This is a genomic window from Exiguobacterium sp. ZOR0005, assembly GCF_000798975.1.
Taxonomy (GTDB): domain Bacteria; phylum Bacillota; class Bacilli; order Exiguobacteriales; family Exiguobacteriaceae; genus Exiguobacterium; species Exiguobacterium aurantiacum.
In genome coordinates this window covers 17,427-31,884 of the sequence record NZ_JTLB01000006.1, presented here as the reverse complement: position 1 = coordinate 31,884, position 14,458 = coordinate 17,427, and the positions used below count along the sequence as shown (strand labels likewise).

At 52.5% G+C, this 14,458-nt stretch carries 21 protein-coding genes; 16 read left to right on the top strand and 5 right to left on the bottom strand.

Annotation, left to right across the window (positions count from 1 at the left end; all coding sequences use genetic code 11):
* Nucleotides 1-4 precede the first annotated feature (4 nt).
* On the bottom strand, nt 5-1,210 hold the full coding sequence (locus L971_RS02500) for an MFS transporter (RefSeq protein WP_024372044.1): 1,206 nt from the start codon (nt 1,208-1,210) through the stop codon (nt 5-7).
* A gap of 181 nt (nt 1,211-1,391) precedes the next feature.
* On the opposite strand from L971_RS02500, the gene L971_RS02495 reads away from it, so the two are divergent.
* The 8 genes from L971_RS02495 to L971_RS02460 all read left to right on the top strand — a co-directional run bounded on the left by L971_RS02495 (nt 1,392) and on the right by L971_RS02460 (nt 5,442).
* A complete protein-coding gene (locus L971_RS02495) occupies nt 1,392-1,841 on the top strand; it encodes a hypothetical protein (RefSeq protein WP_047374171.1) in 450 nt (149 codons plus the stop codon).
* A 9-nt stretch (nt 1,842-1,850) separates the two neighbouring features.
* On the top strand, nt 1,851-2,312 hold the full coding sequence (locus L971_RS02490) for a hypothetical protein (RefSeq protein ID WP_047374169.1): 462 nt from the start codon (nt 1,851-1,853) through the stop codon (nt 2,310-2,312).
* A 10-nt stretch (nt 2,313-2,322) separates the two neighbouring features.
* Nucleotides 2,323-2,805 carry a hypothetical protein gene (locus tag L971_RS02485; RefSeq protein ID WP_047374166.1) on the top strand — a complete coding sequence of 161 codons (483 nt, stop codon included), beginning with the start codon at nt 2,323-2,325 and terminating at the stop codon, nt 2,803-2,805.
* A gap of 15 nt (nt 2,806-2,820) precedes the next feature.
* Nucleotides 2,821-3,309, top strand: a complete 489-nt coding sequence (locus tag L971_RS02480) for a hypothetical protein (RefSeq protein WP_047374164.1) — start codon at nt 2,821-2,823, stop codon at nt 3,307-3,309.
* Complete coding sequence (locus L971_RS02475; protein WP_047374162.1) at nt 3,284-3,766, top strand: hypothetical protein; 483 nt, start codon at nt 3,284-3,286, stop codon at nt 3,764-3,766. The genes L971_RS02480 and L971_RS02475 overlap by 26 nt, the downstream gene beginning before the upstream one ends.
* Nucleotides 3,767-3,859: 93 nt before the next feature.
* Nucleotides 3,860-4,285: a DMT family transporter gene (locus L971_RS02470; protein WP_029333713.1), complete on the top strand. Its 426-nt coding sequence runs from the start codon at nt 3,860-3,862 to the stop codon at nt 4,283-4,285.
* 23 nt (nt 4,286-4,308) lie between these two features.
* The gene (locus L971_RS02465; protein ID WP_231557549.1) at nt 4,309-4,956 is read left to right on the top strand and encodes a Crp/Fnr family transcriptional regulator; all 648 of its coding nucleotides are present in this window, start codon (nt 4,309-4,311) and stop codon (nt 4,954-4,956) included.
* 12 nt (nt 4,957-4,968) lie between these two features.
* The gene (locus L971_RS02460; protein ID WP_029333711.1) at nt 4,969-5,442 is read left to right on the top strand and encodes a DMT family transporter; all 474 of its coding nucleotides are present in this window, start codon (nt 4,969-4,971) and stop codon (nt 5,440-5,442) included.
* A gap of 2 nt (nt 5,443-5,444) precedes the next feature.
* On the opposite strand, the gene L971_RS15020 is transcribed toward L971_RS02460, so the two are convergent.
* On the bottom strand, nt 5,445-5,648 hold the full coding sequence (locus tag L971_RS15020; protein ID WP_034798748.1) for a hypothetical protein: 204 nt from the start codon (nt 5,646-5,648) through the stop codon (nt 5,445-5,447).
* Between the two features lie 79 nt (nt 5,649-5,727).
* On the opposite strand from L971_RS15020, the gene L971_RS02455 reads away from it, so the two are divergent.
* Genes L971_RS02455 through L971_RS02435 form a run of 5 tightly spaced genes read left to right on the top strand, consistent with a single transcriptional unit; the run spans nt 5,728 to nt 8,470 of the window.
* On the top strand, nt 5,728-6,216 hold the full coding sequence (locus tag L971_RS02455; RefSeq protein ID WP_047374158.1) for a hypothetical protein: 489 nt from the start codon (nt 5,728-5,730) through the stop codon (nt 6,214-6,216).
* Nucleotides 6,217-6,234: 18 nt separating this feature from the next.
* Complete coding sequence (locus L971_RS02450) at nt 6,235-7,026, top strand: SMI1/KNR4 family protein (RefSeq protein ID WP_047374156.1); 792 nt, start codon at nt 6,235-6,237, stop codon at nt 7,024-7,026.
* A 58-nt stretch (nt 7,027-7,084) separates the two neighbouring features.
* The gene (locus L971_RS02445) at nt 7,085-7,564 is read left to right on the top strand and encodes a hypothetical protein (RefSeq protein WP_047374154.1); all 480 of its coding nucleotides are present in this window, start codon (nt 7,085-7,087) and stop codon (nt 7,562-7,564) included.
* Nucleotides 7,565-7,579: 15 nt separating this feature from the next.
* Nucleotides 7,580-8,065, top strand: coding sequence for a hypothetical protein (locus L971_RS02440; RefSeq protein ID WP_051638834.1), 486 nt, complete (start codon nt 7,580-7,582; stop codon nt 8,063-8,065).
* A 15-nt stretch (nt 8,066-8,080) separates the two neighbouring features.
* Nucleotides 8,081-8,470, top strand: coding sequence for a hypothetical protein (locus tag L971_RS02435; RefSeq protein WP_047374152.1), 390 nt, complete (start codon nt 8,081-8,083; stop codon nt 8,468-8,470).
* A gap of 247 nt (nt 8,471-8,717) precedes the next feature.
* Here L971_RS02435 and L971_RS02430 read toward each other — a convergent pair whose 3' ends face one another.
* The 3 genes from L971_RS02430 to L971_RS02420 form a co-directional block, all read right to left on the bottom strand.
* Nucleotides 8,718-9,446: an AAA family ATPase gene (locus L971_RS02430; protein WP_052200232.1), complete on the bottom strand. Its 729-nt coding sequence runs from the start codon at nt 9,444-9,446 to the stop codon at nt 8,718-8,720.
* A gap of 9 nt (nt 9,447-9,455) precedes the next feature.
* Nucleotides 9,456-10,181: a hypothetical protein gene (locus tag L971_RS02425; RefSeq protein ID WP_047374148.1), complete on the bottom strand. Its 726-nt coding sequence runs from the start codon at nt 10,179-10,181 to the stop codon at nt 9,456-9,458.
* A gap of 114 nt (nt 10,182-10,295) precedes the next feature.
* Complete coding sequence (locus L971_RS02420; RefSeq protein ID WP_047374146.1) at nt 10,296-11,798, bottom strand: NAD(P)/FAD-dependent oxidoreductase; 1,503 nt, start codon at nt 11,796-11,798, stop codon at nt 10,296-10,298.
* A gap of 190 nt (nt 11,799-11,988) precedes the next feature.
* On the opposite strand from L971_RS02420, the gene L971_RS02415 reads away from it, so the two are divergent.
* The 3 genes from L971_RS02415 to L971_RS02405 are packed head-to-tail and all read left to right on the top strand — an operon-like array spanning nt 11,989 to nt 14,458.
* Nucleotides 11,989-12,627 (top strand): hypothetical protein, encoded by a 639-nt coding sequence (locus tag L971_RS02415; protein ID WP_047374144.1) that lies wholly within the window; start codon nt 11,989-11,991, stop codon nt 12,625-12,627.
* Nucleotides 12,624-13,310, top strand: a complete 687-nt coding sequence (locus L971_RS02410; RefSeq protein ID WP_047374142.1) for an ABC transporter ATP-binding protein — start codon at nt 12,624-12,626, stop codon at nt 13,308-13,310. Before L971_RS02415 ends, L971_RS02410 begins: the two co-directional genes overlap by 4 nt.
* Nucleotides 13,307-14,458, top strand: coding sequence for an ABC transporter permease (locus L971_RS02405; RefSeq protein WP_047374140.1), 1,152 nt, complete (start codon nt 13,307-13,309; stop codon nt 14,456-14,458). Before L971_RS02410 ends, L971_RS02405 begins: the two co-directional genes overlap by 4 nt.

Here is a 14,458-nt window from a genome sequence, read left to right as displayed (position 1 = left end):
CCTTTCATCGTGTGTGACGGAACGTCTGGCTCCGTACGAATAAGAGGCCACTAAGCGCCAATCCGATTATACCAAACGTGATGAGTAACGTTTGAATCGGCACAGCGAGCGCGACGAGTACGGACAAGACGGCGAAGGCGACCGGTTCAAGACCGGACGCGGCGAGCGCCATGATGCTCATGACACGACCAATCTTGTCTTGGTCGCTATGTTCCTGCATGAGTGTGACCGCCGGCAAGTAGACGAGCATCAACATGAAGCCGCTCAGCGCCGCCGTCAACGCGAGCATCGGAATCGATTGGGCTTGCGTATACAAGAGGAACGCGGCAATCGTCAGCAACAAAGCGCGGAAGACGAACCGGCCGCGATGGACCGAGCGCATCAGCAAGACGAGGAAGCTCGCGACGAACGTCCCGACGGCAAGACCGCCCTCAATGACGCTCAAGTCAAACGCCGTACCGCCACGCTCGCCGACGAGGATGGGGATACTCATGATGAGCGGTCCCATGACGAACAGGTTGACGATGGCGATGGACAGCGTCCCGCTCCGTAAAATCGGGGTATGCGAGACGTAGCGAATCCCTTCTTTTAAGTCGACGATGACGTGAGCGAGAGACATGACATGCGCCGCCGGGATTCGGTCTTGAATCAGGCGCGGCATGATCAACAAAGCGGCAAGGAAGATCAGTCCGGCCGCCGTCCCGAAACTGAGCCCGAACCCGCCCCATGTCAACAAGAGTCCTGCTAAGAAGGGACCGATGACAAACATGAGCTCGAGCGAGCCTTGGAACAAGGAGTTGGCCCGTTGCAACTCGTGCTGTTTGACGAGAGACGGGATGAGGGACGAGAGGGCCGGATACGACATGCCGTCCAAAATCCCGAAGATGACGGAAATCCCGATGAGTGCCGCGACCGAGTAGAGGTCGAGTAGATGAAGGCTCAAGACGGCCAACATGAGTGCGGCCTGGCCGAGATTCGTCAAAAATAAGAGCCGACTCTTTTGGAAGCGGTCGGCGAAAACGCCGCCGAACACCATCATCACGACACGCGGAAGCGAGACGGCGGTCAAAATGATTCCGAGCAAAGCCGGCTGTTGTAACACATCGATTGTGAGCCACGACACGCTCAAGAAGAAGATGGAGAAGCCGAGCGTCAGCGTCATCCCGGACAGCCATGTGAAGACGAATCGTGGATTGTGAAGCAAATTCATAAGATAACCTCATGCTTTCTTTATTAAAGTTAAGTTAACTAAACTATAAAACGAGATTCAACTTTAGTCAATCAACTTGCACAGGTCATAAAATTGTAAAATAACGGAACTTTTATAACGATTCTCACGTATAGGTTGATAAAGAGGGAAACACTCGCCCAGATGAAATGAGGAATGAGATATGGATAGGCAACAACGACTGACAAAAATGAAGCAAGGAAATCGGAAGTGGTTCTTTCTGCGGATGCTATTTGCTATTCCGTTCGGTGTGATAGTTTTTTTACTGTTACAGACAAACACGCAAGAGCTACTTTACGGCAGCCTGCTCGTCCTAACGACATTGCTATACGGATACGCCTTACGACAAGAGTATCGATTCATGAGCAGTTTCACAGAACGCACTCGTACAAAACGTTTCATTTCACTTCAATATACGTTTGATTATGTGTTGATTCTCTTCATCGGACTCGTGTTTCCATGGCTCATGAAGTCGGAGGCGGTCAGTTGGTTGCCATTCGTCGGCTTCACGGTCGGTATTTTCATTCTCTCGGCTTCAGAACGGGCATTAGATGAAAAAGTGAGACAAAGCGATTCCGAGCAACCGATGCGACGTGAAGTGAGGGGATGGTGAGCTAAGGAGATGACAAAACAAGAACGCATCAATGCCATCTATAAATCGAACATGAAGCAGGCAGTCCCACAAGGGCTCATTACCTTTCCGATGACATTTTTTACGGTCGGCTTGATTCGTTCGAATTCATGGAATGGATGGTCTGTGCTCGGTATCGCTGTCTGCTTGTTGTTGCTTGGTGCTTCCTTCTTTAAAGCGAATCGAATCGAGGCGAATATGACTGAACACGAATCTGCCAAGCGAATCATCACACGGCGGAACGGATTCCTATTCGGAGTATTTGTGATGTCTATTCTCTCGGTCGCATTGACGCTCAAACTCGGATGGACCTACGCATGGATTTTGATTGTGACCGGTGGCGTTCTCTACGTCGGATACCGATGGATTCGACGACAAGACGAGCGATTGTCTGCTATCGACCCGGAGCATCCATTGTTTCGTGAGATGCGACTCGATTACGTGAGAGATTAGGAGGGATATGATGGAACGGGAAGCCAGACTATCTAAATTAGTGAACATCAAGAAGCGATATCATCGCATCGTCATCGCGAGCACGCTCTTCATTTTTGGGGCATCATTATACTTCATGATGGACCTTGTGTATTCCGGTGCACTTGCGGTCCTCAGTCTCGTTCCGATGATGTGGGTCGAGTGGAGGCAGACACGCACTTATCTCACGTTCAATGACGATCGTTTGTATCGGCGTCTCATTCGGCTGAATTTTGCGATTCTCTGTTTCACGTTCGTCTTGCTGTTTAGCCTGGTCGCTTTGCTTTTGACCGGAAACATTCACCGAGACGCTCTTATGTGGGTGATCATCCTCGGGGGTCCACCGTCAGTCTTATGGCCGTTTTGGCTGGACCGGAAGTTGCTCGAAATCGATTCGGAGCACGTGACGTCTGGTATGTTGGCGAAAGCGAACCGTGCGAAGTCGAAGCATCAACTTGATGAAATACAAGAATAAAAGGACGACATGACTATGACGAAACAAGAACGGATTCAAGCGTTAGGCCAATATCGAGAAAAACATCAACGCAGTAGTCTTTGGCTGACAATGGCACTCATCTTCTTCAACTCGTTCACGTTAGGGTTTGAGGACTTCTGGTGGGTATGGGGGATTGGGTCCCTACTCGTATCAATCGGTCTAGTGCGTATCATGCTCCGTGAAGGGGAGAAAGCGATGACGCTTACGACCGGACGTGGCGAATTGCTTACAAAGCGCTTGTATGGCATGTATCCTCTTTGGATGGTGTGGGTCACAGCGGCGGTGATTTTCAGTCGTTTGGGCGTCCCAATCATCGGATGGATGGTTTACGGTGTCTGTTCGGCGATGTTAGGGTGGCATCATTACACGACACGTCGACAGCTCGAGCACGTTGACCCAAATCAGCCGACCCGAAACGACATCTCGCGGTTCTACCGCTCTTACGAGAGGAGTACATATGGTAACGAAAGAAACACGAATTAAACAGTTGTTGGAGCAAGACGACGTCCATTGGCGCTGGCGCTGGGGCGTTTGGTTTGTCGGGATCGTCGTGACGATCCTTGTGAGCGGCGCTTCCCCGAGATGGGTTCCTTTCAGTACGCTCGTCCTCTTTTTCCCGTATCTCTGCTTGGAGTGGCGGAAGACGAAACTGTTACTGACGTTCAATGAAGATCGACGATACAGTCGGCTCATCTATGTCGAGTTTGCCTCTCTCTGGCTTCAGTTTGTTGTGTATCTCGGCCTTGTGATTGGCTACCTCGCGGAAAGCCTGTCACTGCCATGGCTGCTTGGTATCATCGGTGGGGTCTCGACGTTGACGTTCGGGGTCTCGCGCTTCTTGCAGCGACGCATCCGTCAGATTGACCCGGCACACGTCACGAATAAGCAGCTATCGGTCGCGAAAGAAGAGCGATTGGAAGCATATCGCGCAGGTCTATGATTCGTCATGGCCTTTTTTTCATGGTTCAGGACATCTGTCCTTTATCGAAGCTGTCCGTTATTGTTAACTAAAGAAAAAAAGGGGGAGATGGAGATGCGCGGAGTCTTGTTCGCCATCAGCGGCGGTTTCTTTTTGACCTTACAAAGTGTGGCCAATGCCAATATCAGTTCTGCGATCGGTACATGGCAGGCGGCGACGCTCACCCAGCTGACCGGTTTTATCGTGGCGCTCCTCATCATGCTCCTCGTCCGCGACCGGACGTATCGCGAGATGCGACATGTGAAGCCACTCTATCTGTCAGGCGGAGCCTTCGCGGCGCTCATCTTGTTCAGCAACATGACGGCTGTGCATACGCTCGGCGTCACGCTCACGATTTCGTTGTTTTTAATCGCCCAGCTCGCGCTTGCCCTCGTCATTGACGGACGTGGCTGGTTCGGGATGGTGCGACGTCGTTTGAACGTCACGCAACTTATCGGTGTGGCGATGATGGTTGCCGGGGTGGTGTTGTTGAAATGGTAGGGAACGAGCAAGTGGAACACTACATGAGACAAGTCGGGCTCGACGAGGTGTTGCCGCGCGCGGCATGGCCCGATTTGACGCTCGTCCGTTACGCACCGGGGTCGACGATTTGTACGCAAGGTGACGCAACCCATGCACTTCGTTTTCTCGTCAACGGGAAGATACGCGTCTCTCACACGTCGGCTGCGGGGAAGCGGCTCGTCTTGTCGTTCAAGCAACCGCTCGACTTGATCGGGGACATCGAATACGTGCAGCGGACTCCTTATTTGAACACGGTCGAGGCGGTGACGACCGTCGAGATGCTCGTCATTTCGTTCGAGGCGTTGGCGCGTCACGCGACTGAAGACGTCATTTGGCTCAACTACTTATTAGCGGAGATCACCCGCAAGTTCGAGCGAAAGTCGCAATCGATGAGCTTCAACTTGTTTTATCCGGTCGACGTCCGGCTCGCGAGTTATTTGTTGTCGATGACGCCCGAGACGACGACGCTTGGCTCGACGGTCGATGAGTTGACCGACATCGCCGATTTGATTGGGACGAGCTATCGGCACGTCAATCGGACACTCAAACGGTTCGTCGAGGACGGGTTGATTGAACGGGACAGACGGTCGATCACGGTCGTCGATCGGAATCGTCTAATTGATGTGGCGGGAGAGAGTATTTATGAGTGAGGAGGGAAACGTATGGCCATCGGGATGATGCTTGCCGTGTTCGGCGGGATGCTCGTTTGTATCCAAAACACGTTCAATGCGAACGTGAAGCGACGCGTCGGCGCGTGGGCCACGACGACGCTCGTCCTCGGGCTTGGCTTCTTCGCATCGCTCGTCGCGGGACTAATCAGTGATGGGACGGCCTTGTTTGCCGTCACGGGGATGGAGACGTGGTATTGGTTCAGTGGCATTATCGGGGTCGGTGTCGTCATGAGTGTGACACAAAGCGTCGAACGGCTCGGCCCGAGTTACGCCATCTCCATCGTCATGGTGTCACAAATCCTGTTCGCGCTCCTCTGGGACACGCTTGGCTGGTTCGGGCTCGAGGCGATTCCGTTCACGTGGAAGACGGTCGTCGGCATCATCTTGATTGTCGGCGGAGTATTGCTGTTTCAATTGAGCGGGAAAGAAAAAGTAGTGAACGAGCGTGTCCGACGCGTCGGATGACGTTAAAATGACTTACCGCAACTATGACAAGTCTGCCCGTGTTCCTGCCTTCTGACAGAGGTTTGGCAATGCGGGCATGTTGTCGTTTGCGACTCTCTCGGATAAAACGTCGAACGATGCTCGAAAGGGGAGCGGTGATGCGGTTTCCAGCTGAAGAGGATGAACACGACGGCACCGAGTAAAGCGATTAAGATGAGGATATCCATATGAAAGCCTCCTAATTATTGGTATGCTATTCTTATGTACGCAACTCGTAAGCATTTGGTTTCAAGGGGGAATGAAAAGATGACACGTGAAGAACGAGTCGAGCAGTTATATTCACGCAATCGAACCGGGATCGTGATGTTGATCGCTACATTTTTAAGCGGACTCGCGGGCGGCCTTTGGTTTTTTTCAGGAGGCGCTTATGAACAGATTGCCGCATTCGTTTTCTTTTTCATCGTCACGTTGCCGCTCGGCTTTGTCGCATGGCGTAAGACGCGGACGCTGTTGACGTTCAATGAGGATAAACGGTATCGGCGCTGGATTCGCTTCAAAGGGCTTTTGAATATCGTCTTACTGTTTGGCATGATGGGGATGATGTCGCTCTTTGCATCAGGATTCGTGCCATTATCGTTGTTCACAAGTACCGTGGTGAGTTTGTCGATTGGCTATTTGTTCATCGAGATGGTGGTGGATCGACGCCTGATTCAAATCGATGATGAGCACGTCGTCGATAGCCTGCTCGGATTGACGAAACGGGAGCGGATGAAACGGCATTGGGAGGAAGAATAAAGTGGGAGTGATGAAAGCATGATATGGAGACAGGACTCGGACGATTCGAATCGGTTGCCCGAATTGACAGACGAAGTATTGGTAGCAGTCGAGGCGCACCTCGGGGTGAAGCTCCCGGACGACTATCTTGAAGCGATTCGTATCCAAAACGGTGGTGGCGTCGAGCCACGTGACTTGCCGATTGTGTGGAACGGACAAGACGACATTGCGCTCGTCGACTCGATTGCCGGCGTCGGTCTATCAGACGGCTTGATTCAATCGAAGACGCTATTGACTGAGTGGGGCGTCGCGGATGACCGGTTGGTCGCCTTCGCAGGTGATGGACACTTCTTCCTCGCGTTCGACTATCGCGAGAGCGCGACGCCAAAGATTGCGTATATCGACACGGACAGCGAACAGATTGATGTCCTATTCGACTCGTTCCGCGCATTCACCGAAGCACTCACGACGGTCGAGTTCGAGCCGTTCACTGGACTCGCCGAGGGGGAGGCGTTGATCGATTATGCGCGGCGTCAACTATACAGCACCGATAAGCGTGAGAAGGCGAAGGGAGCGAACACGTGGTTGAACGGAGTCGACATGCTTGGCACAGACGAGCTCGTCACGGAATTACTGACGTGGATGAACGACGAGACGCTCCGAGACGAAGCGATCTATACGATGCAACATTTGATTGTGGCGCGGAGGCTTCAAGAAGAATCATCGATTGAAGCATTCTTTGAAGGGCTTCGACAGCACGACGACCCGTACAGTAAGCAAGCTTATGAAGAGACGAAATATATCCTCGAGCATGACATTCCGTACGAGTGAAACCTTTTGTGCGATCGATTCGTAAAAGAAGGAAATGAGATTTAGCTAGGAGGATTGGATGATTGACCATACAGTAAGACTAGAACGCATGATTGAGAACGACCGCAAACGCCAAAAGCAGACGCTGTATCCGACATTCGGTTTCATCGCGCTGTTCATCATCTATTTTATGATGACAGATGTGCTGCTCCTATTGCCCATCATCTTGGTCGGGCAGTTCCCGATGCTTTATAAGAGTTGGCATCGGATGAAACTGTTGCTCACGTTCAATGACGATGCCCGCTATCAAGAAAAAGTACGGTCCGAGTTCGGATTGGCCGTCGGGAACCTCGTCTTCCTCTTGCTGTTGATCACGAGCTCGATTCTCGGTTGGATTACGCTGCTGACGCTCATCATCGTCGTACTCGTCGGCTTGATCACGTTCATCGTGCTCGGCTATCGCATCGACCGTGAGTTGAAAGCGATTGACCCGGAGCATGTGACCGGAACAGAGCTCAGCAAAGCGCAAGTCGAGCGTCAAAAACGAAAGACATCATGATGGGGGACATTCAATATGGTTGAAAAAGAACAACGCGTCAAACAAATGGTCGAGAACGACCGCAACGTGAACAAGACGGCGCTCTTGCTCACGTTCATGATTTTAGGGATCGCCTTCTACTTCATCTTCACGCAAGAGATTTCGCTCGTGACGTTCGCCGTCATCATCATGGCGACCCAGTTGCCGAGCTTGTACCGCGCCTGGCATCGGATGAAGTTACTGCTCACGTTTAACGACGAGGGGCGCTATCAGAAGTTCGTCCGTCTCGAGTTCGGGATCGTGCTCGCGAACGTCGTCTTGCTCGGTCTCTTCATCGCCATCGCCTGGTCGATTGAAGGTTCGCTCGTCGTGTTTGCGGTCATGTTGCTCGCACTGTTCATCCCGTTCATTTTCTTGTCGGTGTGGGTGAACCGGAAGCTTGAACTGATCGATCCGAACCATGTGAACAATCACGAGCTCCGGATGGCACATCGGGAAGCAACGAAAAATCGGCTTAACTGACAAGGAGGAAGATGGATGAACCGGACACTGCTCGCTTGCTTATTCGCTCCGCTCCTCCTGCTCGCCGCATGTGGCGAACAAGGGCGAGAGCTCGTCGTCGGCACGTACAAAAATGAAGAGACGGTCGTCTTCTCAGAGACGTCGGTTCAAGACGAAGCCGACATTAACCGCTTCATCGAGATTGTGGAAGCGAGTCCTGCGATTGAGGTTGGGATGGAAGGGTTACCCGACTACGTCGTGACGATCAACAACCCGGCGGAGTCGACGATGGAATTGATGGTGAACATTTGGGAGGGCGAAGCGGGAACGATGCAGTTCACGAGAGGGCTCGCTGGAGAAGACGTGTTTGAGATGAATCCAACCGATGCCGAAGAAGTCCGTGACCTCCTTCAGTTAGAAGAATGAGTAAGACGAAAGTAGATGCGAAGCGATGCAATTAACAGATAGTATGTGGCAACTGATCAATTTCGTCCTACCGTTTTGTGCGGCATGGATTGGCTTCATGGTCGTCTACCGTTGGATGGAAAAATAGAACCCAGCCTCTGATTCGTCAGAGGCTGGGTTTCTTATGAAAACATACCAATCAAACAGCCGCAGATGACCATGCCGGCAGTATAAAACTTGAAGCGATGCCGTTCCCAAAATGATTCGGTCATCGTGTCACCGCCACTTCCGTGAGGTCACCCTCGACCATTTGAAGAAACGCCTCGTCCGGGTCATTCGTCCCGGACGCCGCGAGCCAGTCGTCGTAGCTGCCCTCATAAAGAACGCGCCCTTCATGTAAGAAAATGACGTGGGCATCGAGCTGGGCGAGGTCATGCAACTGATGGGTCGAGATGAGACACGTCCGACCGTCTTCGACGAGCCGCTGAATCCGGCGCATGATGTGGATGCGTGACGCCGGATCGACCCCGCTCGTCGGTTCGTCGAACAAGTAAAGCGCACGTTTCACCGACGAGAGGAGTGTGACGAACAGCCATTTGCGTTCGCCGACCGACATCTTTCCGAGCTTCATCTTCCACAAATGTTCGAACCGTTCTTGTTCCCGGGCGCTCGAAAGCCCATTCATGTATGTCTCAAGACGTTTGAAATCGGGACGTTTCGTGAGGCGGCCGATGAAATACGTCAAGTCTTTTCCGGTCAACTCATTGTGATACATCATATGTTGCGTCAAATAGAGCATGTCCGTCGACGGTACGAGCTGAAGCGTGCCCGCTTCGATTGGGAGCGTCCCGGTCATACAGTCGAAGAGTGTCGTCTTCCCGGCTCCGTTCAGCCCGATTAAGACGTTTAATTTATGCGGGTGGAGCGTGAACGAGACGCCGTCGAGCACGGGACGTGTCGCTTTCGGATACGTATAGCGTAACTGTTGGATATGCATGATTTCCTCCTAGCGTGTGACCGATGAGATCAAATTGAAGCGCTGGATGGCGAACAGTCCGACGAAGACGTATCCGACAAGAGCGAACAGCGTCATCATGAGATTGAACGACACATCCACTTGGGCGACGGTGTGGACGATGGCGAGCGATAATTGAAGTAGCGCGTAAAACGGGTTCGCATAGCCGAACCAGACGTCCGGCTGTTTAATCGCCAAATAAAACAACGGAAAGGCGAGCAGGTTCGCGAATCGCATCAAGCTTGATACTTTGACGGGGAGAAGTGTAAGCGCGACGCTACCGAGCGCGAACGGGATGCTCCCGAGTAAGAGCAGTAGCGGCGTGACGAGATAGCTAAGCGCGAACTGGCCGTGGACGAGCGTGACGACGATTGTGAAGAGCGACAGGCTTATGGCGGCGAACACGAGCTGGGCCGATAAGATGGCGAGTATGTACGTATACTTGTTGCCTGAGATCATGACGTACGTCTTCATGAGACCATACTCTCGCATCCGGGCGAGCTCGAGGCCGATTCCGTTCAAGTGAGTCGCGAGGATGATGTATACCCAAAAGGAAGACAAGTACATGGCGTAATCCGACGCGGCCATCGTTTGAACATCTGGCGGGCTGTACAAGAGGGCGATGCCAAGTGGGATGCCCATCATCATCACGAACGGAATTTTATCTGTGAGGACGATTTTGATGTACATAAAGAAATAACTTGAAATTTGATGCATAAGACACCTCATTGTCATTACAAGATTTTAACAATGTATACGCTTCGTAAATGTAAAAAGTTTCAAAAAACCCTTCGAAACAGTAACGATCTGTTCCAAAGGGTCGTTTCTTGATTAACGTGTCATCACACCGTCGCGCTTCGCGATCTTATCGCTCACTTGTTGGCCGCTGAGCGTGACCATCGGCATCCCGCTGCCCGGATTGACCGTGCCGCCGACGAAGTACAAATTCTCATACAGTTCACTTTGCTTCTTATGCTTGAATCCGCCGTTCTGGTTTTTGTCCGACACGGTCCCGTAAATCGCACCACGGTCTGACCCGTACATGCGCTCGATGTCGTGCGGCGTCCAGACGTTCCGCGTGACGATGTTGTCACGTAGCCCATCCATTCCCATCCGTTCGAGCTTATCGAGCACCCGTTCCTCGAACGCCGCGTAATCGGCCTCGGTGAACGGGTCTTCTTGAATGTACGGGATGTGCGGCAAGATTTTAATGTTCTCATGTCCCGCCGGTGCTTGGGTCGCATCGGTCTTGTTGACGTTCACCAAATAAATCGTCGGGTCGTCCGGCAACTCGTGTCTGTCGAAAATCTTCTCCATCTGCTCTTGTAAGTTTTCTGAGAAGAAGAAGTTGTGGTGTGCGAGTGCCGGGTATTCTTTTTTGACGCCGAGATGGAGCACGAAGCCGGAGCTGGCCGGTTCGTATTTGTCGACGAGCTTGTCGACGAACGCCTCTTCGACATCGACCATCTTTTGATAGAATGGGATGACTTCCATGTTCGAGACGTAGTAATCGGCAGAGCGGAGTCGTCCGTCCTCGAGCTCGATCGCCGAGATGTTCCCGTTGAGCGTATGCGCCCGAACGACGCCTTGTCCGGTGTTTAGCTTGACGCCAATCTCTTCGGCGAGTGTTGTCAAACCTTCGGCGAGCTTATGTGTGCCACCTTCGACGTACCAACACCCTTGCGCGTGCTGCATGTAAATCATCATATTGAGAACGGCCGGGGCGCTATATGGCGACGACCCGACGTATTTGACATAATACGACAGCATCGTCCGCAGGTGCGGGTTGCTGATTCGTTTCGAGATGGCGCTGTACATCGTCGACGCCAAATCAAAGCCCATGAGCGTCGCAATCGGACCGATTTGCGTGACCGCCTCGAACGGCGACTCGAACCCTTCTTTTAAGTAACTGCGCTCTGTCGTGTTATAGATGCGCTCGGCATAGTTCAATAGCTTGCGATATTCTTTCATGTCTTTCTTCGACAGCGACGGGTTCGCGTTCGCCATCACGTCGAGATCGTGATACAAGTCGAGCACCGTGCCGTCCGGGAAGAACGAACGCCACTCCAAGTCTAACCGCTTGATTGGCACGTAGTCTTCCATCCGTTTGCCGCTCCCGGTGAACAACTTCTCGAAAATTTGCGGCATCGTCAAAATCGACGGGCCGAGGTCGAACCCGAACCCGTCTTGTTCGAGACGGTTCACTTTCCCACCGATATGGTCGTTCTTTTCATACAAAGCCACGTCATAGCCTTTTTGTTTCAGCGAGATGGCTGCCGAAATCCCGCCTAGCCCCCCACCGATGACAATCACTGACTTGTTCACGTTCTGCATACACGTACCGCCTCTTTCCGACATGATTTATGAAACGCTTACTGATTCATTTGCCACTATTGCCTCTATTCCCTGCACGCACACTTCCGAACATTCAATTTCAGCACATTGGTAGAACGAATATGCTGTTCACAGTTTGTTTACATCTTCTGTTTATCCTAAGGCTATCACCAAAAGGAGGAACAACAGAATGAAGAAAACATGGAAATGGGTACTCGGAGCAGTCGTTCTCGTCGTCACGCTCGGAGCAGGTGTCGCGTTCATGCCGCAAGCGACAAACTATAAAACAGAAAACGTGTCGGTCGAGACGATCGAGAATCAATATTCGTTCACCGGACAAGTCATCGATGCGGAAGCGGCTACGGGCCGACTCTTCGTTGATGAGCGAGATCTTGGAAAAGTCGAGGAAGGCGGTACGCTCACCGTCTATGTGAGTGCGCTTGACCTTGAACTCGAGGGGACGATTGATACGATTGCCGATGAAGCGGAAGCGATGACGATGCCAGGTGCATCCGCGCGTTATGCGATGAACGTCGACTTGAATGAGACAGACGGTTTGCGCAACGGGATGACGCTTGAAGGGATCATTGTCGCAGAACGAGTCGAAAACACGAAGACGTTATCGCTCGACAGCATTACGTTCGAGCACGAAGACGCCTACGTCTATATCGAAGGCGAGGATGGTCCAGTAAAGCAACAAGTCGAGCTCGGGATCACTGATGGAAGCCGTGTCGAAGTGAAGGATGGATTGGAGGCGGATCGTGTGTTGTTACTCGATGAAGCGACAGGCGGCGGAATCATGCCTCCACGAATCGGAGGTGGCCAATGAGTACGCTCATCGACGTGCAGTCGCTCACGAAAACGTACGGCTCGGGCGACAACGTGCAGACCGTCTTAAACGAAATCGACCTTGAAGTGAAGGAAGGTGAATTCGTCGCCATCCTCGGGCCATCCGGTTCAGGCAAGTCGACGCTCATGAACATACTCGGCTGTTTGGATGGGTATACGAGCGGGCGCTATCGATTCGGACAAAAAGATGTGACCGGTCTATCGGAAGCAGAGCTGTCGCTGTTTCGAAACAAACAAATCGGGTTCATCTTTCAACAGTTCAACTTGTTGCCGCGCTTATCCGCTCGCGCGAACGTCGAACTCCCGTTGATCTATCAGCGCCTCTCAAAAACGGATCGACTTAAACGAACGAGCGAGATGCTGGCGCGTGTCGGTCTCGAAGACAAGCTGGACCATTTTCCGAACCAACTGTCGGGTGGGCAGCAACAACGCGTCGCCATCGCCCGCGCGCTCGTGACGAACCCGTCCTTGCTGCTCGCCGACGAACCGACCGGCGCGCTCGACCAAGCGAACGGTCGTCAAATTATGGAACTGTTTCACGAGTTACATGCAGAAGGAAAAACCATCATTATGATCACACACGACATCGACATCGCGAAAGAAGCGACGCGCATCGTCCATGTGCGCGATGGCCGCATTGAAAAGGAGGAACGGGTGCGATGATTCGAGAAAATATACGCATGGCCTGGTTAACGGTCATCAGCCATAAGATGCGATCGTTTTTGACGATTCTCGGGATTGTTATCGGGACGGCGTCCATCATTACGTTGATGACGGTCATCACCGGGGTCACCGACTCCATCAATGAAGAAGTCGCGACGTTCGGGGCAGACCGGATGACCGTTCAAATCGAAGATGGGATGAAGAATGGTGTCAGTGGCGCGGAGCTTGAACGGCTCGCAGCGATTGAAGGAGTCGAGTCCATCTCGCCGACAACGACCCAATCCGTCGACGTCTCGTTCTCTAACCAGACCGCGATGAAAACGGTGCTCGGAAAGAGCGACGCTTATTTTACCGACTCTACGGTCGCGGATGGGCGGAGTATCACTCCACTCGACGTCACGAGTCGGACGCAGGTCGCTTTGATTGGGGATACGCTTGCGAAAAATGCGTTCCCGACAACTTCACCGCTCGGGGAGACGATGACGATCGGTGGCGCCCGATACACGATTATCGGCACGCTCGCTCCGTCGTCTGAGTTTTCGATGTCGACGGATGACGCGGTCGTCATTCCTGTCACGACGGCTCTCCATCAATTTCACCAAAACACCATCGCTTCGTTTGACTTATACACGGAAGCAGGTCAATCGGAATCCGTGAACGAAGAAGTGACACGGCAATTGACGACGGCGTTCAACGGACGTGACGCGTTTACCGTGACGAGTTTCGAAGACGCGCTCGCCTCAATCGACCAAATCAATGCGCTACTCAGCATGCTATTGATTGGAATTGCCTCGATTTCGTTACTCGTCGGAGGCATCGGGATCATGAACATGATGCTCGTCTCCGTGACGGAACGAACGAGTGAGATCGGGTTACGGAAAGCGCTCGGCGCGACGCCAGGCAAGATTCGTCAACAGTTCTTATTCGAGTCGGTCTTGCTTTCTGTCTTAGGTGGCGTCGTCGGTGTCCTATTCGGAGCAATTCTCGCGCTCGGTTTGACGATGGTGATGGGTGTCCCGTTCACCCTTGCTGCTACAACAGTCGGGCTTGCCCTGGGCTTCTCGGTCGTCATCGGCGTCATCTTTGGCTATATTCCAGCCCGGAAAGCCTCGAACTTACAACCAATTGAAGCGTTGCGAAACGCATGA